This is a genomic window from Brevundimonas sp. AC546 (assembly GCF_979258305.1).
On the sequence record NZ_OZ409849.1, the window covers coordinates 1685643 to 1704491 of the forward strand.

The following is an 18849-nucleotide window of genomic DNA, read 5'->3' on the forward strand; positions in this document are numbered from 1 at the left end:
GGCAAGCGGCCATCGCCTGTCGCAATCCAGCCCCCTCTAGGACCCATGTTGAAACCTGGGACGACAGTTATGTAACAGCAATATGACACCGATGGAGGCGTGGTCTTGGCGCCACACCTAATGACGAGCAACACGCTTCAGCGTGGTGTTAGTCGGCTACGCGCTCGAACATATCCGCAATACCGCGTGCGGTCGGTTGAATAGCATGCGGCTCGTGGAAGTTGCCGTTGACCTGGCTCTGCGCGATCACATGGGCGCGGAACCGCGTGAACAGGGCCGTGTCGGGCGCTTGGGGCGCGGACCAGAAGCCGTCGATCGACTGTTGATCGGTCAGGCCATCGAAGTCGAAGAAGGCGTCGCCCAGAACCTTGACCGGCGTGTGGAAGCCAAGCGCCGACAGTGCGGCGCTGGAATTGTTGACCACCATGCCCAGCGACGCGCGGCACAGCGCCGCCAGATTGCCGCCGTCGATGAAATCGACCCGCCCGGCCAGCCCATGATCCTGGGCCAGGCGCATTGTGACGGCGCGAAGGTTAACCAGGCCGGGATCCAGCGGGTGATTCTTGATCACCAACCGTGCGCCGGGCGGCGCGTTGGCGGCAAAGCTGGTTATGACGGCGGCCAGGAAGGCGCGGTTGTCGGCGTAGCGCGAATAGCGCAGCAACTGTGCGTCGCCCTCGCGCTGCAGACAGGCGATGAAGAAGTCGCCGCGCGCCTTGATCACCTCGGCGTCACAGTTTTCGACCCTGCGGAACGCCAGGCCGACATAGCGCCGGATATGTCCGACGCACTGTTTCAGCGGCGAAAAGACGTAAGGTGCGGTGTAATGTGGGAAGAGCGCTTTTCCGACCACCTGGACCGTATGATAGGCGCTGATGTTGGCGACGTGGTGCGGCAGAATCTTGCCCACCGCAACCGGCTCGGGCAGGTGCGGCGCGGGTTCGGGATAGCCGTCGCGAAAGCGGGGCAAGGCGCTGGAGCCGTTGACGCCATTCCGCTCGACCGTCACCCAGTCGGGGCGGAAATAGCCGTTTTCCAGCACCCAGATTCGAGCATCCAGCATCTCGGCCGCCGCCAGAACGGCGCGGTTGTAGGGGCCGGCCTCGCCGAAGACGACGATGTCGCTGAACCCTGCGGCGAACTTGGCCAGGCCATCGACCCAGGCCTTGGCCGTGTCCTTGAAGACCAGGCCGCCGGGCCGGCGCCAGTTCAAGGCGTCGCCGGCGTTGAAGATCATCCGGTTCACGACGGCGCCCCGCGCCTCAAGCACCGAGGCCATCGCAGGCCCGAACGCGCCGAAAGGCGCGGATACGATCAGAAACCGACGCCCCGACAATGATTGTGATCCGGGCCGCCTGGAGGGCGGAAATGAGGAGATGACTGCCGACTGCGATATATGCGGCGCTCGAAGCCGCAACTGGACATCGGGACGAATCCCGTCCGCCCGCAACCGATAGCGTCGACGACGTCGCGCCGAAAGAAGCCTGGAAGACGAACGTAAATCCACCATTACGCCCACCCCCGCGGTGAACTGGCGACGCAAACGCTGGCGAGGCAGATACAATCACGACGTTTGCGAAGGGGGGTCATCCGGGCCCTTGTGTCGCGATGATCCGACGCGATCAATCGAAATCGCAAGCGCCTAGCCGGTTTCGGCGCGCCGCCTCCACGACGTGGTTTTCTAGCATCAAAACCGCCGCCGCCCTGAGGGCGACGACGGCTCGATGTCTTGTAATCGACAGCTTCCATAATCCGCCGGTCGCCGGTCTGGAGGTCCAGACCGGCTTCCTCAGAGGTCTTAGAAGTTGATGTCGATGGTCGCGCGGCGGTTGAGCGGTTCGCGCACACCGTCGGCGGTCGGCTTGGCCAGGTTGGTTTCGCCCTTGCCGTCGAGGGCGATGACGCCGCCGTTGACGCCTGCAGCAACCAGCGAGTCCGCGACGGTGCGCGAACGGCGGTTGGACAGACCCAGGTTATAGGCGGCCGAACCCGAGGTGTCGGTGTAGCCGACGATCACGACGCGCGTCGGACGACCCGACTTGGCGTAGTTGGCGGCCTGCGTCACCACCGAACGGGCTTCCGCCGTCAGGTCCGAGCGATCCCAGTCGAAGTAGACCACGAACTGGCGAGCGACCGGGGTCTGAGCGACCGGCGGCGGGGGCGGCGGGGGCGGGGGAGGCGGCGGCGGCGGCGGCGGCGGGGGAGGCGGCGGCGGCGGCGCATCTTCCGCGCCGAAGCTGTAGCGCAGACCCAGGGTCACGGTGTGCGACTGATCGTAGTCGCCGTCCCATTCGCCGAACGAGGTTGCGCCGACGCCCGTGCCGACCGTCGTCGAAGCGAACGAAGCGTCGCCCGTCAGGTAGCGGTAGGTCAGGTCGATGTTGGCGCGGTCGCCGACGGCCCAGGCCAGACCGGCGATCGCCTGAGCGGCGAACTTGGTCGAGTCGTCATCGGCGGTGAAGGTGGCGCCGCGGTTGGCGCGCAGGTTGCCCGTGATGTCCGTCTTGACGTGGTTCACGCCGGCGCCCAGGCCGACGAAGGGACGGATGCCCCAGGCTTCGAAGCCGAAGTCATAGATGACGTTCGCCATCAGGGTCATCGATTCGATGTCACCTTCAGGAGAGAAGCAACCGCCCGTCGCCGGGGTGAAGTTGCAGACGCCCTGCGTGCCGGAAACGGCGCGAACCGTGCCGACGTCGCCCGAGCGGTAGCCGCCTTCGAGTTCGGCGCGCCAGTTGGGATTGAAGCGATAGCCGAGACGGGCGAACGCCGCCCAGCCGTCGTTCACTTCATAGTTCCAGTTGGCGCCGGTCGTCGACAACTCGGCGTTGATGTCGTCGATCATGTGGTAACCGGCGTCGATCGCCCCGTACCAACCATTGGGTTCTGCCGATGCGGCTCCGGCTGCGAACAGCCCGGCTGCGGCGACAGAGGCGAGAAGTTTGAGCTTCATAGCTTCCTCACTGTGTGAATTGCGCGAAGCTGCACATAGGCACAGCGTTCCCGAGCCGAACGGCGTGGCTGGCGCACGGTTCCGCTCTCGGATTAGGATTGTGACGACTGTGGCGCCGTTTCAACACATTGGGCGCCTGCGAAAGGAAAAGATTATGGCGATGCGGTTTGACGGACAGGTGGCGATCGTGACGGGCGCGGGCGGCGGCCTGGGGCGCGAGCACGCCCTGGCGCTGGCGGCGCGGGGGGCCAAGGTGGTGGTCAACGACCTGGGCGGCGCGCGCGACGGCTCGGGCGGATCGGCCGGCGCCGCCGAGGCGGTGGTCGCCGAGATCGAGGCGGCCGGCGGCGAGGCCATCGCCAACGCCGCCTCCGTTACAGACTATGCGGCTGTTCAGACAATGGTCGATCAGGCGATGGCGAAATGGGGTCGGATCGACATCCTGGTGAACAACGCCGGCGTGCTTCGCGACAAGAGCTTCGCCAAGATGGAGATCGAGGATTTCCGCTTCGTCGTCGACGTCCACCTGATGGGGGCGGTCAACTGCACCAAGGCGGTATGGGAGATCATGCGGGGGCAGAACTACGGCCGGATCGTGATGACGACCTCGTCGTCGGGCCTGTATGGCAACTTCGGCCAGTCGAACTATGGCGCGGCCAAGATGGCCCTGGTCGGCCTGATGCAGACCCTGTCGATCGAGGGGGCCAAGAACGACATCCGCGTCAACTGCCTGGCCCCCACCGCCCACACCCGCATGACCGAGGACCTGGGCGCCGCCCTGCCGCTGGAGGCCCTGTCCCCTGCCCTGGTCACGCCGGGCCTGCTGTATCTAGTCAGCCGCGACGCCCCCAGCCGCGCCATCCTGGCTGCCGGCGCCGGCGGGTTCGAACGCGCCTATGTCAGCCTGACGCAAGGCGATTTCATCACCGGCGAGGATGCGCCCGAACAGGTCGCCGTCCGCTTCGACGCCATCTCGGACCGCGCCGGCGAGATCGTCCCGGACATGGGCGCCGCCCAGGGCATGATCGAACTGACCAAGGCCCAGAAGGCGCACGCCTAACCGCGTCATCCTCGGGCTTGACCCGAGGACCGGGCGTCGATCGATCTATGCCTCGCCCGTTCGCACCTGCGGCGGAACATCCGATCCTCGGGTCAAGCCCGAGGATGACGAGGGTGTGGGATCGTGTCTTGCGTTGACGTGGCGGCAGGCGCCTAACTTCCATCCAGAGGAAACCGGCCTCAAGCAGCGCGAAGCGCGGTAGGCCAAACAGGAATGGGCTCAAGCAGCCCGAAGGGCGATAGCCCAAGGAGAAACTCATGCGCGAAGCCGTCATCGTCTCCACCGCCCGCACCCCGATCGGCCGGGCCTATCGCGGGGCCTTCAACGACACCCAGGCCCAGCAGCTCGGCGCCCATGCGGTCAGACACGCGGTCCAGCGCGCCGGCGTCGACCCGGCCGAGATCGAGGACGTCGTCATGGGCGCGGCCCTGCAGCAGGGCTCGACCGGCACGAACGTGGCGCGCCAGATCGCTTTGGCCGCTGGCCTGCCCTCTTCCGTGCCGGGCATGAGCCTGGACCGCCAGTGCGCCTCGGGCCTGATGGGCATCGCCACGGCGGCCAAACAGGTGGTCTTCGACCAGCAGAAGATGGCGGTCGGCGGCGGGCTGGAGAGCATCTCCCTGGTCCAGAACCAGCACATGAACCTGTACCGCAGCAAGGACGAGGCCCTGCTGAAGCTGGCGCCTCATATGTATATGTCGATGCTGGAGACGGCCGAGGTCGTGGCCCGGCGCTACAATATCGACCGTGACCGCCAGGACGAATATGCGCTCCAGTCCCAGCAGCGCACGGCGGCGGCGCAGGCCGAGGGTCGGCTCGACGCCGAGATCGTGCCGATGACCACCTCAATGCTGGTCACCGACAAGGCGACCGGCGAGACCTCATCGAAAGAAGTGACCCTGTCGAAGGATGAGGGCAACCGGCCCGAGACGACACTGGAAGGCCTGAAGTCGCTTAAGCCTGTGTTCGGCGCCGGCGAGGAAATCCAGCAGGGCGAGTTCATCACCGCCGGCAACGCCTCGCAGCTGTCGGACGGCGCCTCGGCCTGCGTCATCATGGAGGCCGGCGAGGCGGTGAAGCGCAACCTTCAGCCGCTGGGCGTCTATCGCGGCATGGCGGTCGCCGGCTGCGAGCCGGACGAAATGGGCATCGGCCCGGTCTATGCGGTGCCCAAACTGCTGAAACGCCACGGTCTGACGGTGGACGACATCGGCATCTGGGAGCTGAACGAGGCCTTCGCGGTCCAGGTCCTCTATTGCCGTGATGCCCTGGGCATTCCGAACGAGCTGCTGAACGTCTCGGGCGGCGCCATCTCCATCGGCCATCCCTACGGCATGTCCGGCGCCCGGATGACCGGTCACGTCCTGATCGAGGGCAAGCGTCGCGGCGCCAAATACGGCGTCGTCACCATGTGCATCGGCGGCGGCATGGGTGCGGCCGGGCTGTTCGAGATTTATTGAGGTTCCCGTCTCCTCCGTCGCGGAGCGATAGGGAGGTGGCGCGGCGCTTCTTCAGCGCCGTGACGGAGGGGTCTGCGACGTATCGGAGATCGGTGGCGCTTCAAGAGCCCCTCCACCACGCTACGCGCGGTCCCCCTCCCCACAAAGTGGGGAGGAGACGGCCTACACCCGCTCGCTGACCTTGATCGCCACCCGGCACCCCGCCTTGATGACCCCGCTCAGCAGCCGATAGGCCGGCGCCTCGCGGCTGCCGTGTTCGATGGCGTGGTCGTGGTGCGCCAGTTCTTCTTCGCGAAACTGTTTCAGCTCGGCCGCCAGGGCCGGGTCGCGCTCGCCGATCTCGGCGATCTGATCGGCATAGTGTTTCTCGATGACGCTCTCGACCGCTTCGGTGCAGGCATGGGCCGCCTTTTCGCCCATCAGGGCCGTGCCGGCGCCCAGGGCGCTCGCCGCAATCCGCCACAGGGGCGTCATCACCGTGGGCCGCACCTGCCGCTCGTTCAGCAGCCTGTCGAAGCGCGCTAGATGCACCGCCTCCTGGTCCTGCATCTCGCCCAGGTCATGGACGATCTCGCCCTTGCCCTTGCGTCCCTCGAACACCGCCTTCTGGGCGCGATAGATCAGGACGGCGGCGTATTCCCCGGCGTGATCGACCCGCAGGATCTCGTCCATCCGCGCCTTGTCAGCGCCGCGACCAGGACGGGGAAGAGGAATGGAGCCGCTCATCAGGTCAGGCCTTCTCGATACGGGGGGCGCGGGCGTCCTTGGGGCGTTTGGCGGCCAGCAGGCTGAACACCGCAAGCGCCGAGGCGACGAGGGCGTTCCATCCGGCCATCGACAGGCCCAGCCAGCTCCAGGCCACGTCGCCGCAGCCGATCACCTTGACCACCGGCCCGGTGCCCATGGCCAGCGCCGTCAGACTGTCCAGATCGACCGACCCGCCGACCGACGAACAGGTCGCGGGCAAGGCCCACCACTTGTACTCGCCGCCCATGTGGAACACTGCCGTAACCGCGCCGGTCGCAAAGATCGCGGCCAGCAGGAAGGCGGCGATCCGTGGCGTGCCGCGCCGGCTGCCGCTCAACAAGGTCCAGGCCGTGGCGACCGCCGCCACCGCCGCCGCGCCCCAATAGGCCTCGCGCTGCTTGAGGCACAGGTTGCAGGGCTCAAGCCCGCCGAACCGCTCGAACGCATGGGCCGCGCCCAGCATGGCCAGCGACGCGGCCAGGGCGAAGGCGGTCCACCAACGGGTCAGGAGGCGATAGGCATCGATCATCGCGAAAAGCCTTACCGCGCGCCGAAGCCGCCGTCGACTTACAGAAGCTTCACGGCGACGATCAGTCCGACCAGCACGACCAGGGCGATCCCGCTCCACAGGGCCAGCCGCTTCTCCACCTGGGCCAGCATGGCCGCCCCCCAGCGTTTCAGGATCCAGGCCTCCAGGAAGAACCGCCCCCCGCGCGTCACCACCGACGCGGCCATGAAGACCGGAAAGCTGAACGCCGCCAGGCCCGAGGCGATGGTCACCAGCTTGTACGGGATCGGGGTCAGGCCCTTGATCAATATGACCCACAGCCCCCACTGGTCGAACCAGGCGCGGAACTGCGCCAGACCGTCCGAATGGCCCAGCAACCGCATCATCGCCAGGCCCAGATCGGTCAGGAAATAGCCGATCGCATAGCCCAGTATCCCGCCCAGCACCGAGGCGACGGTGCAGACGGCGGCGTAGAAATAGGCCCGCTCCGGCCGCGCCAGGATCATCGGCGCCAGCATCACGTCGGGCGGAATGGGAAAGAACGAGCTCTCGGCGAAGGAGACCACGGCCAGGGCCTTCGTCGCATGGCGGCTGCGCGCCAGATCGAAGACGCGGTCGTAAAGCTGGCGAAGCATGGTGATCCTTAGAGGGGCCGCAGGGCGGACTGGCGCGTTACCACCCCTGCGGCGTTCCGTCATCCTCAGCCGTCGCCGTCAACTGCTAGAGCGAAATCCCATGATCGCCCCTTCCCCGCCCGCCTCGCAGCAGGATGACGTCAGCCACAATATCACCCGCCTGCTGCGGCGGCTGGCCGAGGACGGCGGCGAGGCTGGCCTGACCCTGCACGAGATCCGCGACCGGCTGGACGAGCGCGCCTATGGGCTGCTGATCCTGCTGCTCTCCATCCCCTGTCTGGTTCCGGGTCTCTATGGCGTGCCGCAGGTGGTCGGCCTGATCGTCATCCTGCTGGCGGGCCAGATGCTGGTCGGGCGCGAGGAGCCGTGGCTGCCGCGCTGGTTCCTGAACCTGAGATGCAAGGGCAAGTGGCTGAAGGCCATGGCCGATTTCGCCGAAACGAAACTGGGCTGGATCGACCGGCTGTCACGCCCCCGCCTGCGCCGCTTCGCCGACGGACCGGGCGAGAAACTGGCCGCCGTCTTCATGATCCTGGCGACCCTGACCATCGTCATGCCCCTGACCAACACCATCCCGTCGGTCGCGCTCGCCCTGCTGTCGGTCGGCCTGATCCAGCGCGACGGCCTGTTCGTCCTCGCCGGCTGCGCGGTCACCACCGTCTGGCTGTCGATCCTGGGCGTCCTGGCGACCGGCCTGCTGATGGGCGCCGAATGGGCGACGCGGTGGCTGCCGGGGTGAAGGGCCGTCTGTCGAAAGTTTAACGGGTAAGCGGGGCTGTTCTGTCGGATGTTCGGGCGTCGCGATCGGCGCGATGTCGCTCCTGGCCCAAATCCATGTTCCTGTCTCGCCGTTCTCTGTCGTCCTGCCTCGCCCTGATCGCGCTGCTTTCGACGGCCGCCCTGCCTGCCGTCGCCCACGACTACCGTCCCGACTTCCATCCTGATCAGTTGAAGGGGCCGCCTGCGGGGACGTTGAACGAGGTGCTGGTGCTGGGCACGCCGCATCTGTCCAACATGGACGACGCCTTCCGGCCGGTCATGCTGACGCCGCTGATGGATCGGCTGGCGGCGTGGCGCCCCACCGTCATCGCGACCGAAGACCTGTCGGGCCTGCAGTGCGACAGCCTGCGTCGCTATCCGTCGCGCTATGCAGAGACCATCAAGACCTATTGCCAGGACACCGCCGCCGCCAATGCAGCCGTGAGCCTGGACGTGCCAGCCGCCAATGCGGAGGCCGAACGCCTTCTGGCGGACTGGCCTGCGCAGCCTTCGCCGGCCCAGCGACGCCATCTGGCGGCGGTTTTCCTGGCGGCGGGAGAGAATGGCTCGGCGTTGGTGCAATGGCTTCGTCTTTCGCCTCAGGACCGGACCGCACAGGACGGTCTGAACGCCGCCCTGGTCACCACGCTGGACCGGATCAAGGACCAGCGGAACGAGACCTATCTGATCGCGGCCCCGCTGGCGGCCCGGCTTGGGCTGGAACGTCTCTGGGCAGTCGACGATCATTCCGCCGATACGCCCGACGGCGCCGATCCTGCGGAAGCCGAGGCGTATGGCGCCGCCATCATGAAGGCGTGGGACAATCCCGCCAGCCACGCCCGGCGGGCGACGGACGAGCGGCTGGGCGCCGCCCTCGCCCAGCCCGACGGCCTGCTTCAGATGTACCGCGCCTACAATACGCCCGACGGGCCCTTGCTGACCTACCAGTCCGACTTCGGCGCCGCGCTGACGGAGCCGTCGGGCAAGGGCTATGGCCGCCGCTACGTTGGCTTCTGGGAAACCCGAAACCTGCGGATGGTCGCGAACATGCGCGATGTGCTCGGCCGCTATCCGGGCGCGCGGATGCTCACCATCGTCGGCGCGTCGCATACGGGCTACTACGAGGCCTATCTGGACATGATGCACGACGTCCGGTTGGTCGATCCGGAGCCCGTGCTGCGCTGATCGCATGAGGCGCTGCGGGGCGCTGTTCATCACGTCCCCGTGGCTTCGTCTTGGCTCCGTCGCCTTCTGTGACTAGGTTCCGCGCCAATCGGCGGCCCCTTTCGGTTAAGCCCGCCTCAAAAATCTGTGCGGGAGACGCGCCATGAACGACATGACCCAGGCTCAGGTCGAAAAGCTCGACCTTGAAAACCCCCTCGGCGTCGACGGTTTCGAATTCGTTGAATTCACCGGCCCCGAGCCCAAGGCGATGATCTCGCGCCTGGAGCTGATGGGCTTCACCCAGACGCACGTGAACCCCAGGACCGACGTGGTCCGCCTGAAGCAGGGCGACATCAGCTTCCTGGTCCAGCGCTCGCCCAAGGGACAGGCCGAGACCTTCGCCAAGGATCACGGCCCGTCCGCCAACGGCATGGCCTTCCGCACCACCGACGCCAAGGCCGCCTATGAGGGCGCGGTCGAGCGCGGCGCCAAGCCGGCGCAAGGTGTCTCGGGCGGGGCTCTGGGCGGCGACTATCCCTATATCCTGGAGGGCATCGGCGGCAGCCTGCTCTACGTCATCGACCAGTATGGCGACGCCGGCTCGCTGTATGACGCCTGGGACGAGATCAAGGGCTGGGAGGAATCCGAGCGCAAGAATTCGATGGGCCTGGAGATCCTGGACCACCTGACCCACAACGTCCGCCGCGGCGAGATGCGCACCTGGTCCGGCTTCTACGGCTCGGTCTTCAACTTCGAAGAGCAGAAGTATTTCGACATCAAGGGCAAGGCGACCGGCCTGTTCTCGCAGGCCATGATCGCGCCCGACCGCGCCATCCGCATCCCCCTGAACGAAAGCCAGGACGACAACTCCCAGATCGAGGAGTTCCTGCGTCGCTACAACGGCGAGGGCATCCAGCACATCGCCCTGACCACCGAGAACATCTTCGAGACGGTCGAGGCCATGCGCGAACGCGGCGTCGATTTCCAGGACACCATCGAGACCTATTTCGAACTGATCGACAAACGCCTGCCCAACCACGGGCACGACGTGGAGCGGATGCGCAAGAACCGCATCCTGATCGATGGTTCGGACGAGGACGGCCTGCTGCTGCAGATCTTCACCCAGGACACGTTCGGCCCGATCTTCTTCGAGATCATTCAGCGCAAGGGCAACGAGGGCTTCGGCAACGGTAACTTCCAGGCCCTGTTCGATTCCATCGAACTGGACCAGATCCGTCGCGGCGTCATCAAGGTCGACGCCTGAATGCAGATGCGGCCGCCGTCTTGGCTGCCCTGGCTCGGCCCGGTCCTGGCGGCCGGCGCCGGGGCCCTGGCCGGCGAATACTGGCTGGGCGGCGGCTTCTGGATGGTCCTGATCGCCGCCCTCATCTGCGGCTTCGCCCCCATCGTCGGCTATCAGGTGTGGAAGCGGCTGCATCACCGGGGGTGAGGATTCTGGACTGGGCTGCTCTGATTCGCAAATAGGCATCCGCCGCCGAAGCCGGACGTTGGCTGGCCCGGCCCATCAGCCGACGCTCTGAACTTCAGCTAGGGGTGGAAAGAGGACCTACGATCAGCTGCTCACAATTGTCGGGAGGATCACGCCCTGCCGGTAGGCCGTCTTGTCTCGTTTCCACCTGCCACTTGGCCCTGAGGCGTCCAGACGGATTTCATCGCGGACAATCTCACACATGAGCAGTCCGAGGCATTCGTAACGGTCGAGGCCGATATCCCGGTCGCTTTCGACATGAAGCATCAGGCGACGGGGATCTGGCCCCCAGTTTCGAACTACGGCGTCTTTTCCGTAGTATGCCCGGATGGTCTTCAGAACATATTGCTCTTCCTCGGCAGTGAGAGGAGCGGGTTCTTTGAGCGGCAGCGGAGGATGAGCCTTCGGCATAGCTTGAGGTTGGCGACTTTCACCAATGTCCGCAATGGGTCGAGGCCGTGTAAAAACGCGCGGACCTGGTTTGAACCAGAGCAGGCATTGAGGCGCGCAGCGCCATTCTTTCAGGCTCTGATCGCTTCCATCAGAGGCTTGACGCCCAGCACCGCGATCACCCGCTTCATGTTGTAGGCCAGGATATGGAGTCCGATCTCGGTCTTCACGTTGGGCAGGCGCTTCATCAGGAAGTGGGTGTGACCCATCCAGGCCTTGATCGTGCCGAACGGGTGCTCGACCAGGCTTCGCCGTTCACGCATGGCTCGGGGCCTCAGGTCCATCCGGGTTTGCAGGGCATCGATCACCGCCTCATGCTCCCAGCGGGTGACCTTGCGCTCGACCGCAGGCGTGCACTGAGCCTTGATGCCACAGCCTGTGCAACTGGCCCGATCCCAGTATCGATGCAGCGTCATGCCTCTTTCGACGACGGTCATGTGGTACGGAAGCAGGGAGCCGGCCGGGCAACGGTAGACGTCTTGATCAGGCAGATAGACGAAGTCCTGCTTGCCGAAGCGTCCATTCGCCTTTGCGCCCGACGTCAGCGTCTTTGGCACGAAGGGCGTCGCGCCCAGGGCCTCACAGGCCAGGATCTCCTCGCCGGAGAAGTAGCCTCGGTCCGCCAGCACATCGAGCCTTTCCACGCCCATGGCGTCCTTGGCCTGACCCGCCATGTTCGCCAACTGTTGCTTGTCCGAGCCGGTCATCACCACCTCGTGGGCGACGATCAGGTGATGCTCGCCTTCTACGGCGGACTGGACGTTGTAACCGACGATGCCGCTGCCCCGGCCTGATGTCGCCATGGCGCGAGCGTCGGGATCGGTCAGGGAGACCTGGCCGTCCGGCGACGCCTCCACCTCGGCTTCCATGGCCTTGAGCATCGCCATCTGGGCGCGGAGCCGATTGATCTTCTCGACCAGCCTCACCGACCGTGCCTCCACGCCATCCCCCTCGTGCCGATCGGCCGTATCGAGGTCCTCGAGGTAGCTGGCGATGTGCTCGGCAACCTGCTCGATCCGCCGCTTCACCTTGTAGACGGTGAAGTTCTTGTCGCGGGTGTTCACCGCCTTGAACTTGGAGCCGTCGATGGCGACCAAGGCCGCGCCGAACAGGCCAAGCTGGCGGCACAGAACCACGAACTGCGCACAGGCCGCCTGGATCGCCGGACCATTCTCGCGGCGGAAGTCGGCGATGGTCTTGTGATCCGGCGCCAGCCGCCCCGTCAGCCACATCAGCTCGACGTTGCGCTGCGCCTCACGCTCCAGACGGCGGCTCGACTGCACTTTGTTCAGATAGCCGTAGACGTAGAGCTTCAGCAGCATGGCCGGGTGATAGGCCGGTCGGCCCGTCGCCGCCGGTGTCATGCCCTCAAAGCCCAGACCCTTCAGATCCAGCTCGTCCACGAAGACATCGACCACCCGGACCGGATTATCCTCGGCCACATAGTCGTCGAGACACTCGGGAAGCAGCGTCTGCTGCCGGCGATCTGCACCCTGAACGAAGCGGCTCATACCCACCTCCTGCTGACCGCAAGAGGCTAACCTAATTCGCTCGATCGGGAGGCGTTTTCACACAGCCTCGGTCGGGAGCGGCAGTTCGCTCGCGGGCAAAAGGCGGACGTTAGCGCGGGGGCACCGGGCCAAGTAGCTGAACTTCGGCTTCCGTCGCCACGTATGCTTTGCCAGCAGCGTCGCGCATTCCAAGCACGGCGCCTTGATCGTTGGTCTCGGCTTGGACGACGACAACCTTCAACCGCCGTCCTGACTCACTTGTAAGGTAGGCCATCTGAGGGATGACAATAGGTGCAGGGGCACGTTACGACTAGCTCACTTTGATCCGCTGACGGCCCGCGAGAGCCAAGCGGTCAGGAGGATGGGCAGGAACGCGATGACGACATCTCCCACCAGCATACCGATGTCACCGCCGACTCTGTGGAAGGCGTAGACCCCCGCTAGTCCGATATGCCCTGCGATACCGGCCCCCAAGGACAGGGCCAGCCCTTTGCCGCTCATGATCCGGTCCTTCAAACTGACGTAGATCACCCATGCTGATATCGGCAAGAACAGGAGAGCCCCGGTGACAACGCCCGGACTGGCAAGCAAGTTCGCACCTGCGGCGATGCCCGTCACGACATGGAGCAGGCCATTCGCCAGAATGAACCCGTAATAGGTGAGGCCGATCACAGGATTTCGGCGGCAGAGCAAGGCAGCTATCGGAGCCGCCATCCACACAAGGGCGATATTGACGACAGAGAAGTGGGCCATCGGAAGCCCACAGGTCGCGTAGGAGCTGTATCCTTGAGCCTCGCATACGGTTTTGATGATGACGTAGGCGCCGTCCATCGGGTCGATATGCAGCGGATACTCCTCGAACTGATGCAGGAGGTAGAGCGGCACGGCCAGCCAAGCGAGCCAAACTGGATCGCGCCAGCGAGAACCCGATCCGGTCGTCCGCGTGCGCGGACTAACAAGCAGGGCGACCCCGACCGCTACGGCAATCGCCAAACCGATCCACGGCCAAGCAAGATCAAACCACGCCATTCCGCAAACCTCTTCCCTCGGTCATCCGCAAGTGAACACAGGTGGGGTATGACAGGAAGCGTTGAACTACAAACGAGCCGCCAGTTGCGATCAGTGTCCGCAATGGGTCGAGGGCGGTCATTTGCGAACCGCCCTGGAGCGGACGTTGCTGCCAGCACCGGAGAGCGGACCTCCCCGAGTTCGTCTAAGGGTGGATAGCGGACCTACGGCCGCTCGGGTCTCAGCAGAAACTGGAAGGGCCATACGCCTCGCCGCGAACGCCCGCACTTGGGGCAATCGGCTGAGGGCAGATAACCAACCTCGTAGCCAGCGCGCTCTCGGCTATCGACGCCCAACCCACATCGAGGACAGCGCATACCTAACGCCGCTCCCAAGAAAGCAACGGCAACCAGAGCCAAGCTCATCCCTGCAATGTAGCTAGTGCTCCAGACGGCAAGTGACGCCAGCGCTGCTGCCATACCGCCGAACCAGTAGATGGCAGTCCTGTAGTGGCGTCCCATGGGCTCCCCGCTTATCCGGCCACTCCCCGTTTAGCGGAAGTGACCAGTGTCTGCGATGAGTCGGTTTGCGGCGTAAGCAGTCAGTCTGAAAGCGGTCCTGCGCTTCAGACTTCCAAATCGCACATCACGAAAAGCCGCCTGTGCCGAAGTGAGCGGGACTGGCAGCACTCCAACGCTGGATCGGCCGTGGCGTCATGCGACACGTTCGGACGACGGGCGCCCTTTCGAATAGGCGAGCCGTCGCATCGTTGATCTTCAACACTCTGACTTCGCGGCATTTTCACTTTTATTCAGCCAATCGACCTGACACGCTCCCGCGCTGGGTTAGACTGCGACTGACCGGCGTCCCTGAGGGAAGTGCACGAACCGCACCCTGTTTTGGCGCCTGGAGGGATTTCACGATGCGCGCCGCCTATTCCGGACTGATTGCACTCTTTGCACTGTGTTTTTCCTCGGCCCACGCCCAGGACGCCGCCCCGCGTTGGTCCCTTGCCATCCACGGCGGCGCAGGCGTGATCGAGCGGTCCAGCCTGACGCCTGAGCAGGACGCCGCCTATCGCGCGTCGCTGCAGCGCGCGCTGGACGCCGGCTCGGCCGTGCTGGCGCGTGACGGCTCGGCGCTGGACGCGGTCCAGGCCGCCGTCGAGGTCATGGAGGACGATCCCCTGTTCAACGCCGGGCGCGGCGCCGTCTTCACCGCGGCGGGCCGCAATGAACTGGACGCCGCCGTCATGAATGGCTCGGACCTGACCGCCGGCGCCGTCGCCGGATTGACCACCACCCGTCACCCCATCGCCGCCGCGCGCGCGGTGATGGAGAAGTCGCCGCACGTCATGCTGATCGGCCCCGGCGCGGACGCCTTCGCCGCCTCCGTCGGGCTGGAACAGGTCGATCCGTCCTGGTTCTTCACCGAACGGCGATGGCAGGGTCTGGTCAAGGCCCTGACCGAGGCCGGCCTGCCCGTCCCCGAACGCTCCGCCGGTGCGCCCGTGCCCGGCGACCAAGGCGCCGAGATCGCCCCGCCCCTGAACGAGAAGAAGTTCGGCACGGTCGGCGCCGTGGCCCTGGACGCTCAGGGACGTCTCGCCGCCGCCACCTCGACCGGCGGCATGACCGCCAAACGCTGGGGCCGGGTCGGCGACGTGCCGGTCATCGGCGCGGGCACCTATGCCTCCAACGCCGACGGCTGCGCGGTGTCGGCAACCGGCGACGGCGAATATTTCATCCGCGCCACCGTGGCGCGCGACATCTGCGCCCGGATCGGCGCCCAAATCGGCGGCACGACGGCGGCGCCCGCAGCCGCCCAGGCCGAGATCGACGAGGCGAAGTCCCTGGGCGGGCTGGGCGGCGTCATCGTCATGACCACGGGCGGCGCCCCGGCCTTCGCCATGTCCACCTCGGGCATGTATCGCGGCGCGGTGTCCTCGACCGGCCCGGCCCGCGTCGCCATCTACGCCGACGAGCCGTGAGCCCTCTCTTTCGTCATCCTCCGGGCCGCGCAGCGGAACCGGGGGACCCAGCGGCGCCAAAGGCGAAATCCATCCGACGCACTCTGTCGGACGACCGAAGCCGCGACAGGTTCGCGCTCTCGCGCGCCGCTGGGTCCCCCGATCTTCGCCGCTGGCGCGACTTGTCGGAGGATGACGAAAGCCCATTTCAGACTATTCAGATGTTTCAGAACTCTCTTTTCCAGACCGAGCCCATGCCCGCATCCGATGACGAACTGACCGTGATGGCCCAGGAGGAGCTGGACGCCGCCTGCGCCATGCCCTTCGTCGAGCTGAAGAAGATCACCCCCTGGGGCGACAGCTACGAAGGCTTCGCCCCCTCCGGCAGCACGGTCGAGGTCGAGCGCCGCTACCTCTGGGCCGTCGATCCCGAGGGCGGCGTCATCGTCGAGGTCGAGGTGCGCGACGCGGCGGCCCGCCCAGGCTCAGCGGGGGGCGCCGAGGCCCGCGCCCTGCTGACGCCCACCGGGTAAGCGGCGTGTGATCGGCGCTCGGTTTCCAATCCCCCGATTTCGGTCTAGGCCTAGATGATGAAACTCGCCTCGCTCAAGCACGGCCGCGATGGCCGCCTCGTCGTCGTCTCGCAGGACCTGAACTGGTTCACCGACGCCTTCCTGATCGCCCCGACGCTGCAGGCGGCGCTGGATGACTGGGACCAGTGCGGTCCCCGGCTGGAGGCCCTGGCCGAAAGCCTGGAGCACGAGGGCGTGCCGCGCGGCCGCTTCCGCGAGCACGAGGCCGCTTCGCCCCTGCCCCGCGCCTATCAGTGGGCGGACGGATCAGCCTATGTGAACCACGTCGAACTGGTGCGTAAGGCGCGCGGCGCCGAAATGCCGGCCACCTTCTGGACCGATCCCCTGATGTACCAGGGCGGTTCCGACGGCTTCCTGGCGCCGCGCGACGCCATCCCCCTGGCAGACGAAGCCTGGGGCTGCGACCTTGAGGCCGAGATCGTCGTGGTCGTCGGCGACGTGCCACAAGGCGCGACGCGGGATCAGGCCCTGGCCGCCATCCGCCTGGTCGGCCTGGTCAACGACGTGTCCCTGCGCAACCTGATCCCCGCCGAACTGGCCAAGGGGTTCGGCTTCGTCCAGTCCAAGCCCGCCAGCGCCCTGTCGCCCGTCCTGGTTACGCCGCAGGCCCTGGGCGACCGCTGGCAGGACGGCAAGCTGCACGGCGCGCTGAACGTCCAACTGAACGGCGCCGATTTCGGCAAGGCCGACGCCGGCATGGACATGACCTTCGACTTCGGAACCCTGATCGCCCACCTGGCCAAGACCCGGTCGCTGGGCGCCGGCACCATCATCGGCTCGGGCACCGTGTCCAACAAGGACGCGGACGGCGGCCCCGGCAAGCCGGTGTCCGAAGGCGGCCTGGGCTATAGCTGCATCGCCGAGGTCCGCACGGTCGAGACGATCCTGCGCGGCGCCGCCGAGACCCCCTTCCTTAAGCACGGCGACACGGTGCGGATCGAGATGCTGGACGACCGCAACCACTCCATCTTCGGCGCCATCGAACAGATGGTCGGACCGCTTTCCAGCGACGTTTGACGGCATTAGGTTGATCACGCTGGCCTCGGGGGAGGCCGAAAAGTCCTGGGGAGAGACGACGTGCCGCCTGAAAAACTGATCCCGCTGCTCATGATCCCGATCATGCTGGTGGTCGTGCTGCTGAAGAACCGCAGGAAGCGGGTGCTGAAGCCGCATCTGCTGTGGGTCATGCCGGCCATCGTCCTGCCGCTGATTGGCCTCGGGCTATGGGGCACGGCTCAGAACCCCCACATGGCCCACGCGCCGTTCGGCCCCGACGCCTGGGCCGTGCTGGCCATCGGCGGCGTTCTGGGCGGGATCGCCGGCTGGTATCGCGGCAAGACCGTCACCATCGAAAAGGAGCCGGACGGCTCGCTAATGGCCCAGGCCTCGCCGCTGGGCCTGATCCTGCTGGTCGTGCTTTTCGCGGGCCGGTCGCTGCTGCGCGACCTGATCGAAAGTCACGCCGCCCAATGGCACCTGAACGCCATGGCCGTGACCGACGCCTTCCTGGTCTTCGCCATGGGCCTGATCGTCATGCAACGCGTCGAAATGTACATCCGCGCCAAACGCATCCAGGCCGGCGGCACGGACAGCCATGTGGAGGTCGTGGCGTGAAGCCGAGCGCCAGCATCAGCTCGGCGGCCCTGGCCGGCTTCCTTTGCGCCGGAAGCGCGCTGGCGCAGCAGGCTCCGGCTGACGCCGATTGGGATCTGGTCAAGGACGAGGCCAAGAAGACCACCATCGCCTACGTCACCACCACGGCCGGCCTGTCCATCGCCACACGCTGCGTGAACGGCGGCTATTCGGCCCTTCTGGCCGGCCTTCCTGAAACACCTCGTCGCACCAAGACCCGCGCCCTCGGGCTGACCTTCCGTGATGAGGAGGGGTCGGAGTGGCGCTGGAACGTGACCACGGACCGTACGGCGGTCGTGGCGGATTTCCCCGCCCCCTTCGCGCGCGAGCTGCGTCAGGGCGGCCGCCTTCAGATCGTCGTGCCCAATGGCGGCGGCGAGGGTCGCAACCTGCGTTACGATCTTGAACTGCCGGCGTCAGGCTCGGCGATCGATGAGACGCTGAGCGCCTGTGATCGCCCTCTGTTGGATCCGCGGGACCAGGAGCTGGACGCCATCGGCGAAGACGGCCTCCAGGTGGGCATGCGCTGGGACCGGCGCATTCGTCCGACCTATCCCTTCAGAAGCCGCTATGCGGAAGGCTTCGCCGTAACCACCTGCGTCGCCCAGCCGGACGGCAAGCTGCGCGACTGCGTGATCGAGACCGAACATCCGGGCGATGGCCGATTCGGCGAGGCTGTCCTGAATGCGGCCAGAAACGCCACCGTCGCCTATGACGGCGACCAACCGACGGCGCCGCGCATGATGGCGTTCCGCGTCAACTTCATCATGCAGTAACAAGCCCTCTGGACCCGCGTCGTGGGTCTGTGGCATGAGGCGGCCTCTGCGGGCGTGGTGGAATTGGTAGACGCGCTGGATTCAAAATCCTGTTCCGAAAGGAGTGCCGGTTCGACCCCGGCCGCCCGCACCACC

Annotated in this window: 18 protein-coding genes and 1 tRNA gene; 12 read left to right on the plus strand and 7 right to left on the minus strand. The window is 66.1% G+C overall.

Going from position 1 to position 18849, the window contains the following annotated elements:
• Positions 1-148 precede the first annotated feature (148 nt).
• Together ACZZZD_RS08345 and ACZZZD_RS08350 are read right to left on the minus strand one after the other, a co-directional pair.
• Positions 149-1279, minus strand: a complete 1131-nt coding sequence (locus ACZZZD_RS08345) for a capsular polysaccharide export protein, LipB/KpsS family (protein ID WP_463434210.1) — start codon at positions 1277-1279, stop codon at positions 149-151.
• Between the two features lie 519 nt (positions 1280-1798).
• Positions 1799-2953 (minus strand): OmpA family protein, encoded by a 1155-nt coding sequence (locus tag ACZZZD_RS08350; protein ID WP_463434212.1) that lies wholly within the window; start codon positions 2951-2953, stop codon positions 1799-1801.
• A 154-nt stretch (positions 2954-3107) separates the two neighbouring features.
• On the opposite strand from ACZZZD_RS08350, the gene ACZZZD_RS08355 reads away from it, so the two are divergent.
• Together ACZZZD_RS08355 and ACZZZD_RS08360 are read left to right on the plus strand one after the other, a co-directional pair.
• Positions 3108-4013, plus strand: coding sequence for an SDR family NAD(P)-dependent oxidoreductase (locus ACZZZD_RS08355; protein WP_463434214.1), 906 nt, complete (start codon positions 3108-3110; stop codon positions 4011-4013).
• Between the two features lie 257 nt (positions 4014-4270).
• The gene (locus ACZZZD_RS08360; RefSeq protein WP_463434215.1) at positions 4271-5473 is read left to right on the plus strand and encodes an acetyl-CoA C-acyltransferase; all 1203 of its coding nucleotides are present in this window, start codon (positions 4271-4273) and stop codon (positions 5471-5473) included.
• A 162-nt stretch (positions 5474-5635) separates the two neighbouring features.
• Here the strand turns inward: ACZZZD_RS08360 and ACZZZD_RS08365 are convergent, their stop codons facing one another.
• From ACZZZD_RS08365 to ACZZZD_RS08375, 3 genes are read right to left on the minus strand one after another with little or no spacing between them, the layout of a single operon-like run.
• The gene (locus ACZZZD_RS08365) at positions 5636-6199 is read right to left on the minus strand and encodes a demethoxyubiquinone hydroxylase family protein (RefSeq protein WP_463434216.1); all 564 of its coding nucleotides are present in this window, start codon (positions 6197-6199) and stop codon (positions 5636-5638) included.
• A gap of 4 nt (positions 6200-6203) precedes the next feature.
• Positions 6204-6749, minus strand: coding sequence for a disulfide bond formation protein B (locus ACZZZD_RS08370; protein WP_463434218.1), 546 nt, complete (start codon positions 6747-6749; stop codon positions 6204-6206).
• 38 nt (positions 6750-6787) lie between these two features.
• Positions 6788-7363, minus strand: a complete 576-nt coding sequence (locus ACZZZD_RS08375; protein WP_463434219.1) for a YqaA family protein — start codon at positions 7361-7363, stop codon at positions 6788-6790.
• Between the two features lie 100 nt (positions 7364-7463).
• Between ACZZZD_RS08375 and ACZZZD_RS08380 the strand changes: the two genes are divergently transcribed.
• The 4 genes from ACZZZD_RS08380 to ACZZZD_RS08395 all read left to right on the plus strand — a co-directional run bounded on the left by ACZZZD_RS08380 (position 7464) and on the right by ACZZZD_RS08395 (position 10736).
• Entirely contained in the window at positions 7464-8102 is a 639-nt protein-coding gene (locus tag ACZZZD_RS08380) for an exopolysaccharide biosynthesis protein (protein ID WP_463434221.1), read from the plus strand.
• Positions 8103-8197: 95 nt separating this feature from the next.
• Positions 8198-9307: a DUF5694 domain-containing protein gene (locus tag ACZZZD_RS08385; protein ID WP_463434223.1), complete on the plus strand. Its 1110-nt coding sequence runs from the start codon at positions 8198-8200 to the stop codon at positions 9305-9307.
• 142 nt (positions 9308-9449) lie between these two features.
• A complete protein-coding gene (hppD, locus tag ACZZZD_RS08390; RefSeq protein ID WP_463434224.1) occupies positions 9450-10550 on the plus strand; it encodes a 4-hydroxyphenylpyruvate dioxygenase in 1101 nt (366 codons plus the stop codon).
• Entirely contained in the window at positions 10551-10736 is a 186-nt protein-coding gene (locus ACZZZD_RS08395; protein ID WP_426022211.1) for a hypothetical protein, read from the plus strand.
• A 560-nt stretch (positions 10737-11296) separates the two neighbouring features.
• On the opposite strand, the gene ACZZZD_RS08400 is transcribed toward ACZZZD_RS08395, so the two are convergent.
• On the minus strand, positions 11297-12736 hold the full coding sequence (locus tag ACZZZD_RS08400; RefSeq protein ID WP_463432959.1) for an IS1182 family transposase: 1440 nt from the start codon (positions 12734-12736) through the stop codon (positions 11297-11299).
• 315 nt (positions 12737-13051) lie between these two features.
• The gene (locus ACZZZD_RS08405) at positions 13052-13765 is read right to left on the minus strand and encodes an HXXEE domain-containing protein (RefSeq protein ID WP_463434226.1); all 714 of its coding nucleotides are present in this window, start codon (positions 13763-13765) and stop codon (positions 13052-13054) included.
• A gap of 901 nt (positions 13766-14666) precedes the next feature.
• On the opposite strand from ACZZZD_RS08405, the gene ACZZZD_RS08410 reads away from it, so the two are divergent.
• From ACZZZD_RS08410 to ACZZZD_RS08435, 6 genes are all read left to right on the plus strand, one after another.
• A complete protein-coding gene (locus tag ACZZZD_RS08410) occupies positions 14667-15734 on the plus strand; it encodes an isoaspartyl peptidase/L-asparaginase family protein (protein WP_463434227.1) in 1068 nt (355 codons plus the stop codon).
• Positions 15735-15967: 233 nt separating this feature from the next.
• Positions 15968-16246 carry a hypothetical protein gene (locus ACZZZD_RS08415; RefSeq protein ID WP_463434228.1) on the plus strand — a complete coding sequence of 93 codons (279 nt, stop codon included), beginning with the start codon at positions 15968-15970 and terminating at the stop codon, positions 16244-16246.
• Between the two features lie 57 nt (positions 16247-16303).
• Complete coding sequence (locus ACZZZD_RS08420) at positions 16304-17323, plus strand: fumarylacetoacetate hydrolase family protein (protein WP_463436102.1); 1020 nt, start codon at positions 16304-16306, stop codon at positions 17321-17323.
• Positions 17324-17383: 60 nt separating this feature from the next.
• Positions 17384-17920 (plus strand): CcdC protein domain-containing protein, encoded by a 537-nt coding sequence (locus tag ACZZZD_RS08425; protein ID WP_463434230.1) that lies wholly within the window; start codon positions 17384-17386, stop codon positions 17918-17920.
• Positions 17917-18714 carry a hypothetical protein gene (locus tag ACZZZD_RS08430; RefSeq protein WP_463434232.1) on the plus strand — a complete coding sequence of 266 codons (798 nt, stop codon included), beginning with the start codon at positions 17917-17919 and terminating at the stop codon, positions 18712-18714. The genes ACZZZD_RS08425 and ACZZZD_RS08430 overlap by 4 nt, the downstream gene beginning before the upstream one ends.
• Positions 18715-18762: 48 nt before the next feature.
• A tRNA-Leu gene (locus ACZZZD_RS08435) sits at positions 18763-18847 on the plus strand.
• Positions 18848-18849: the final 2 nt, after the last annotated feature.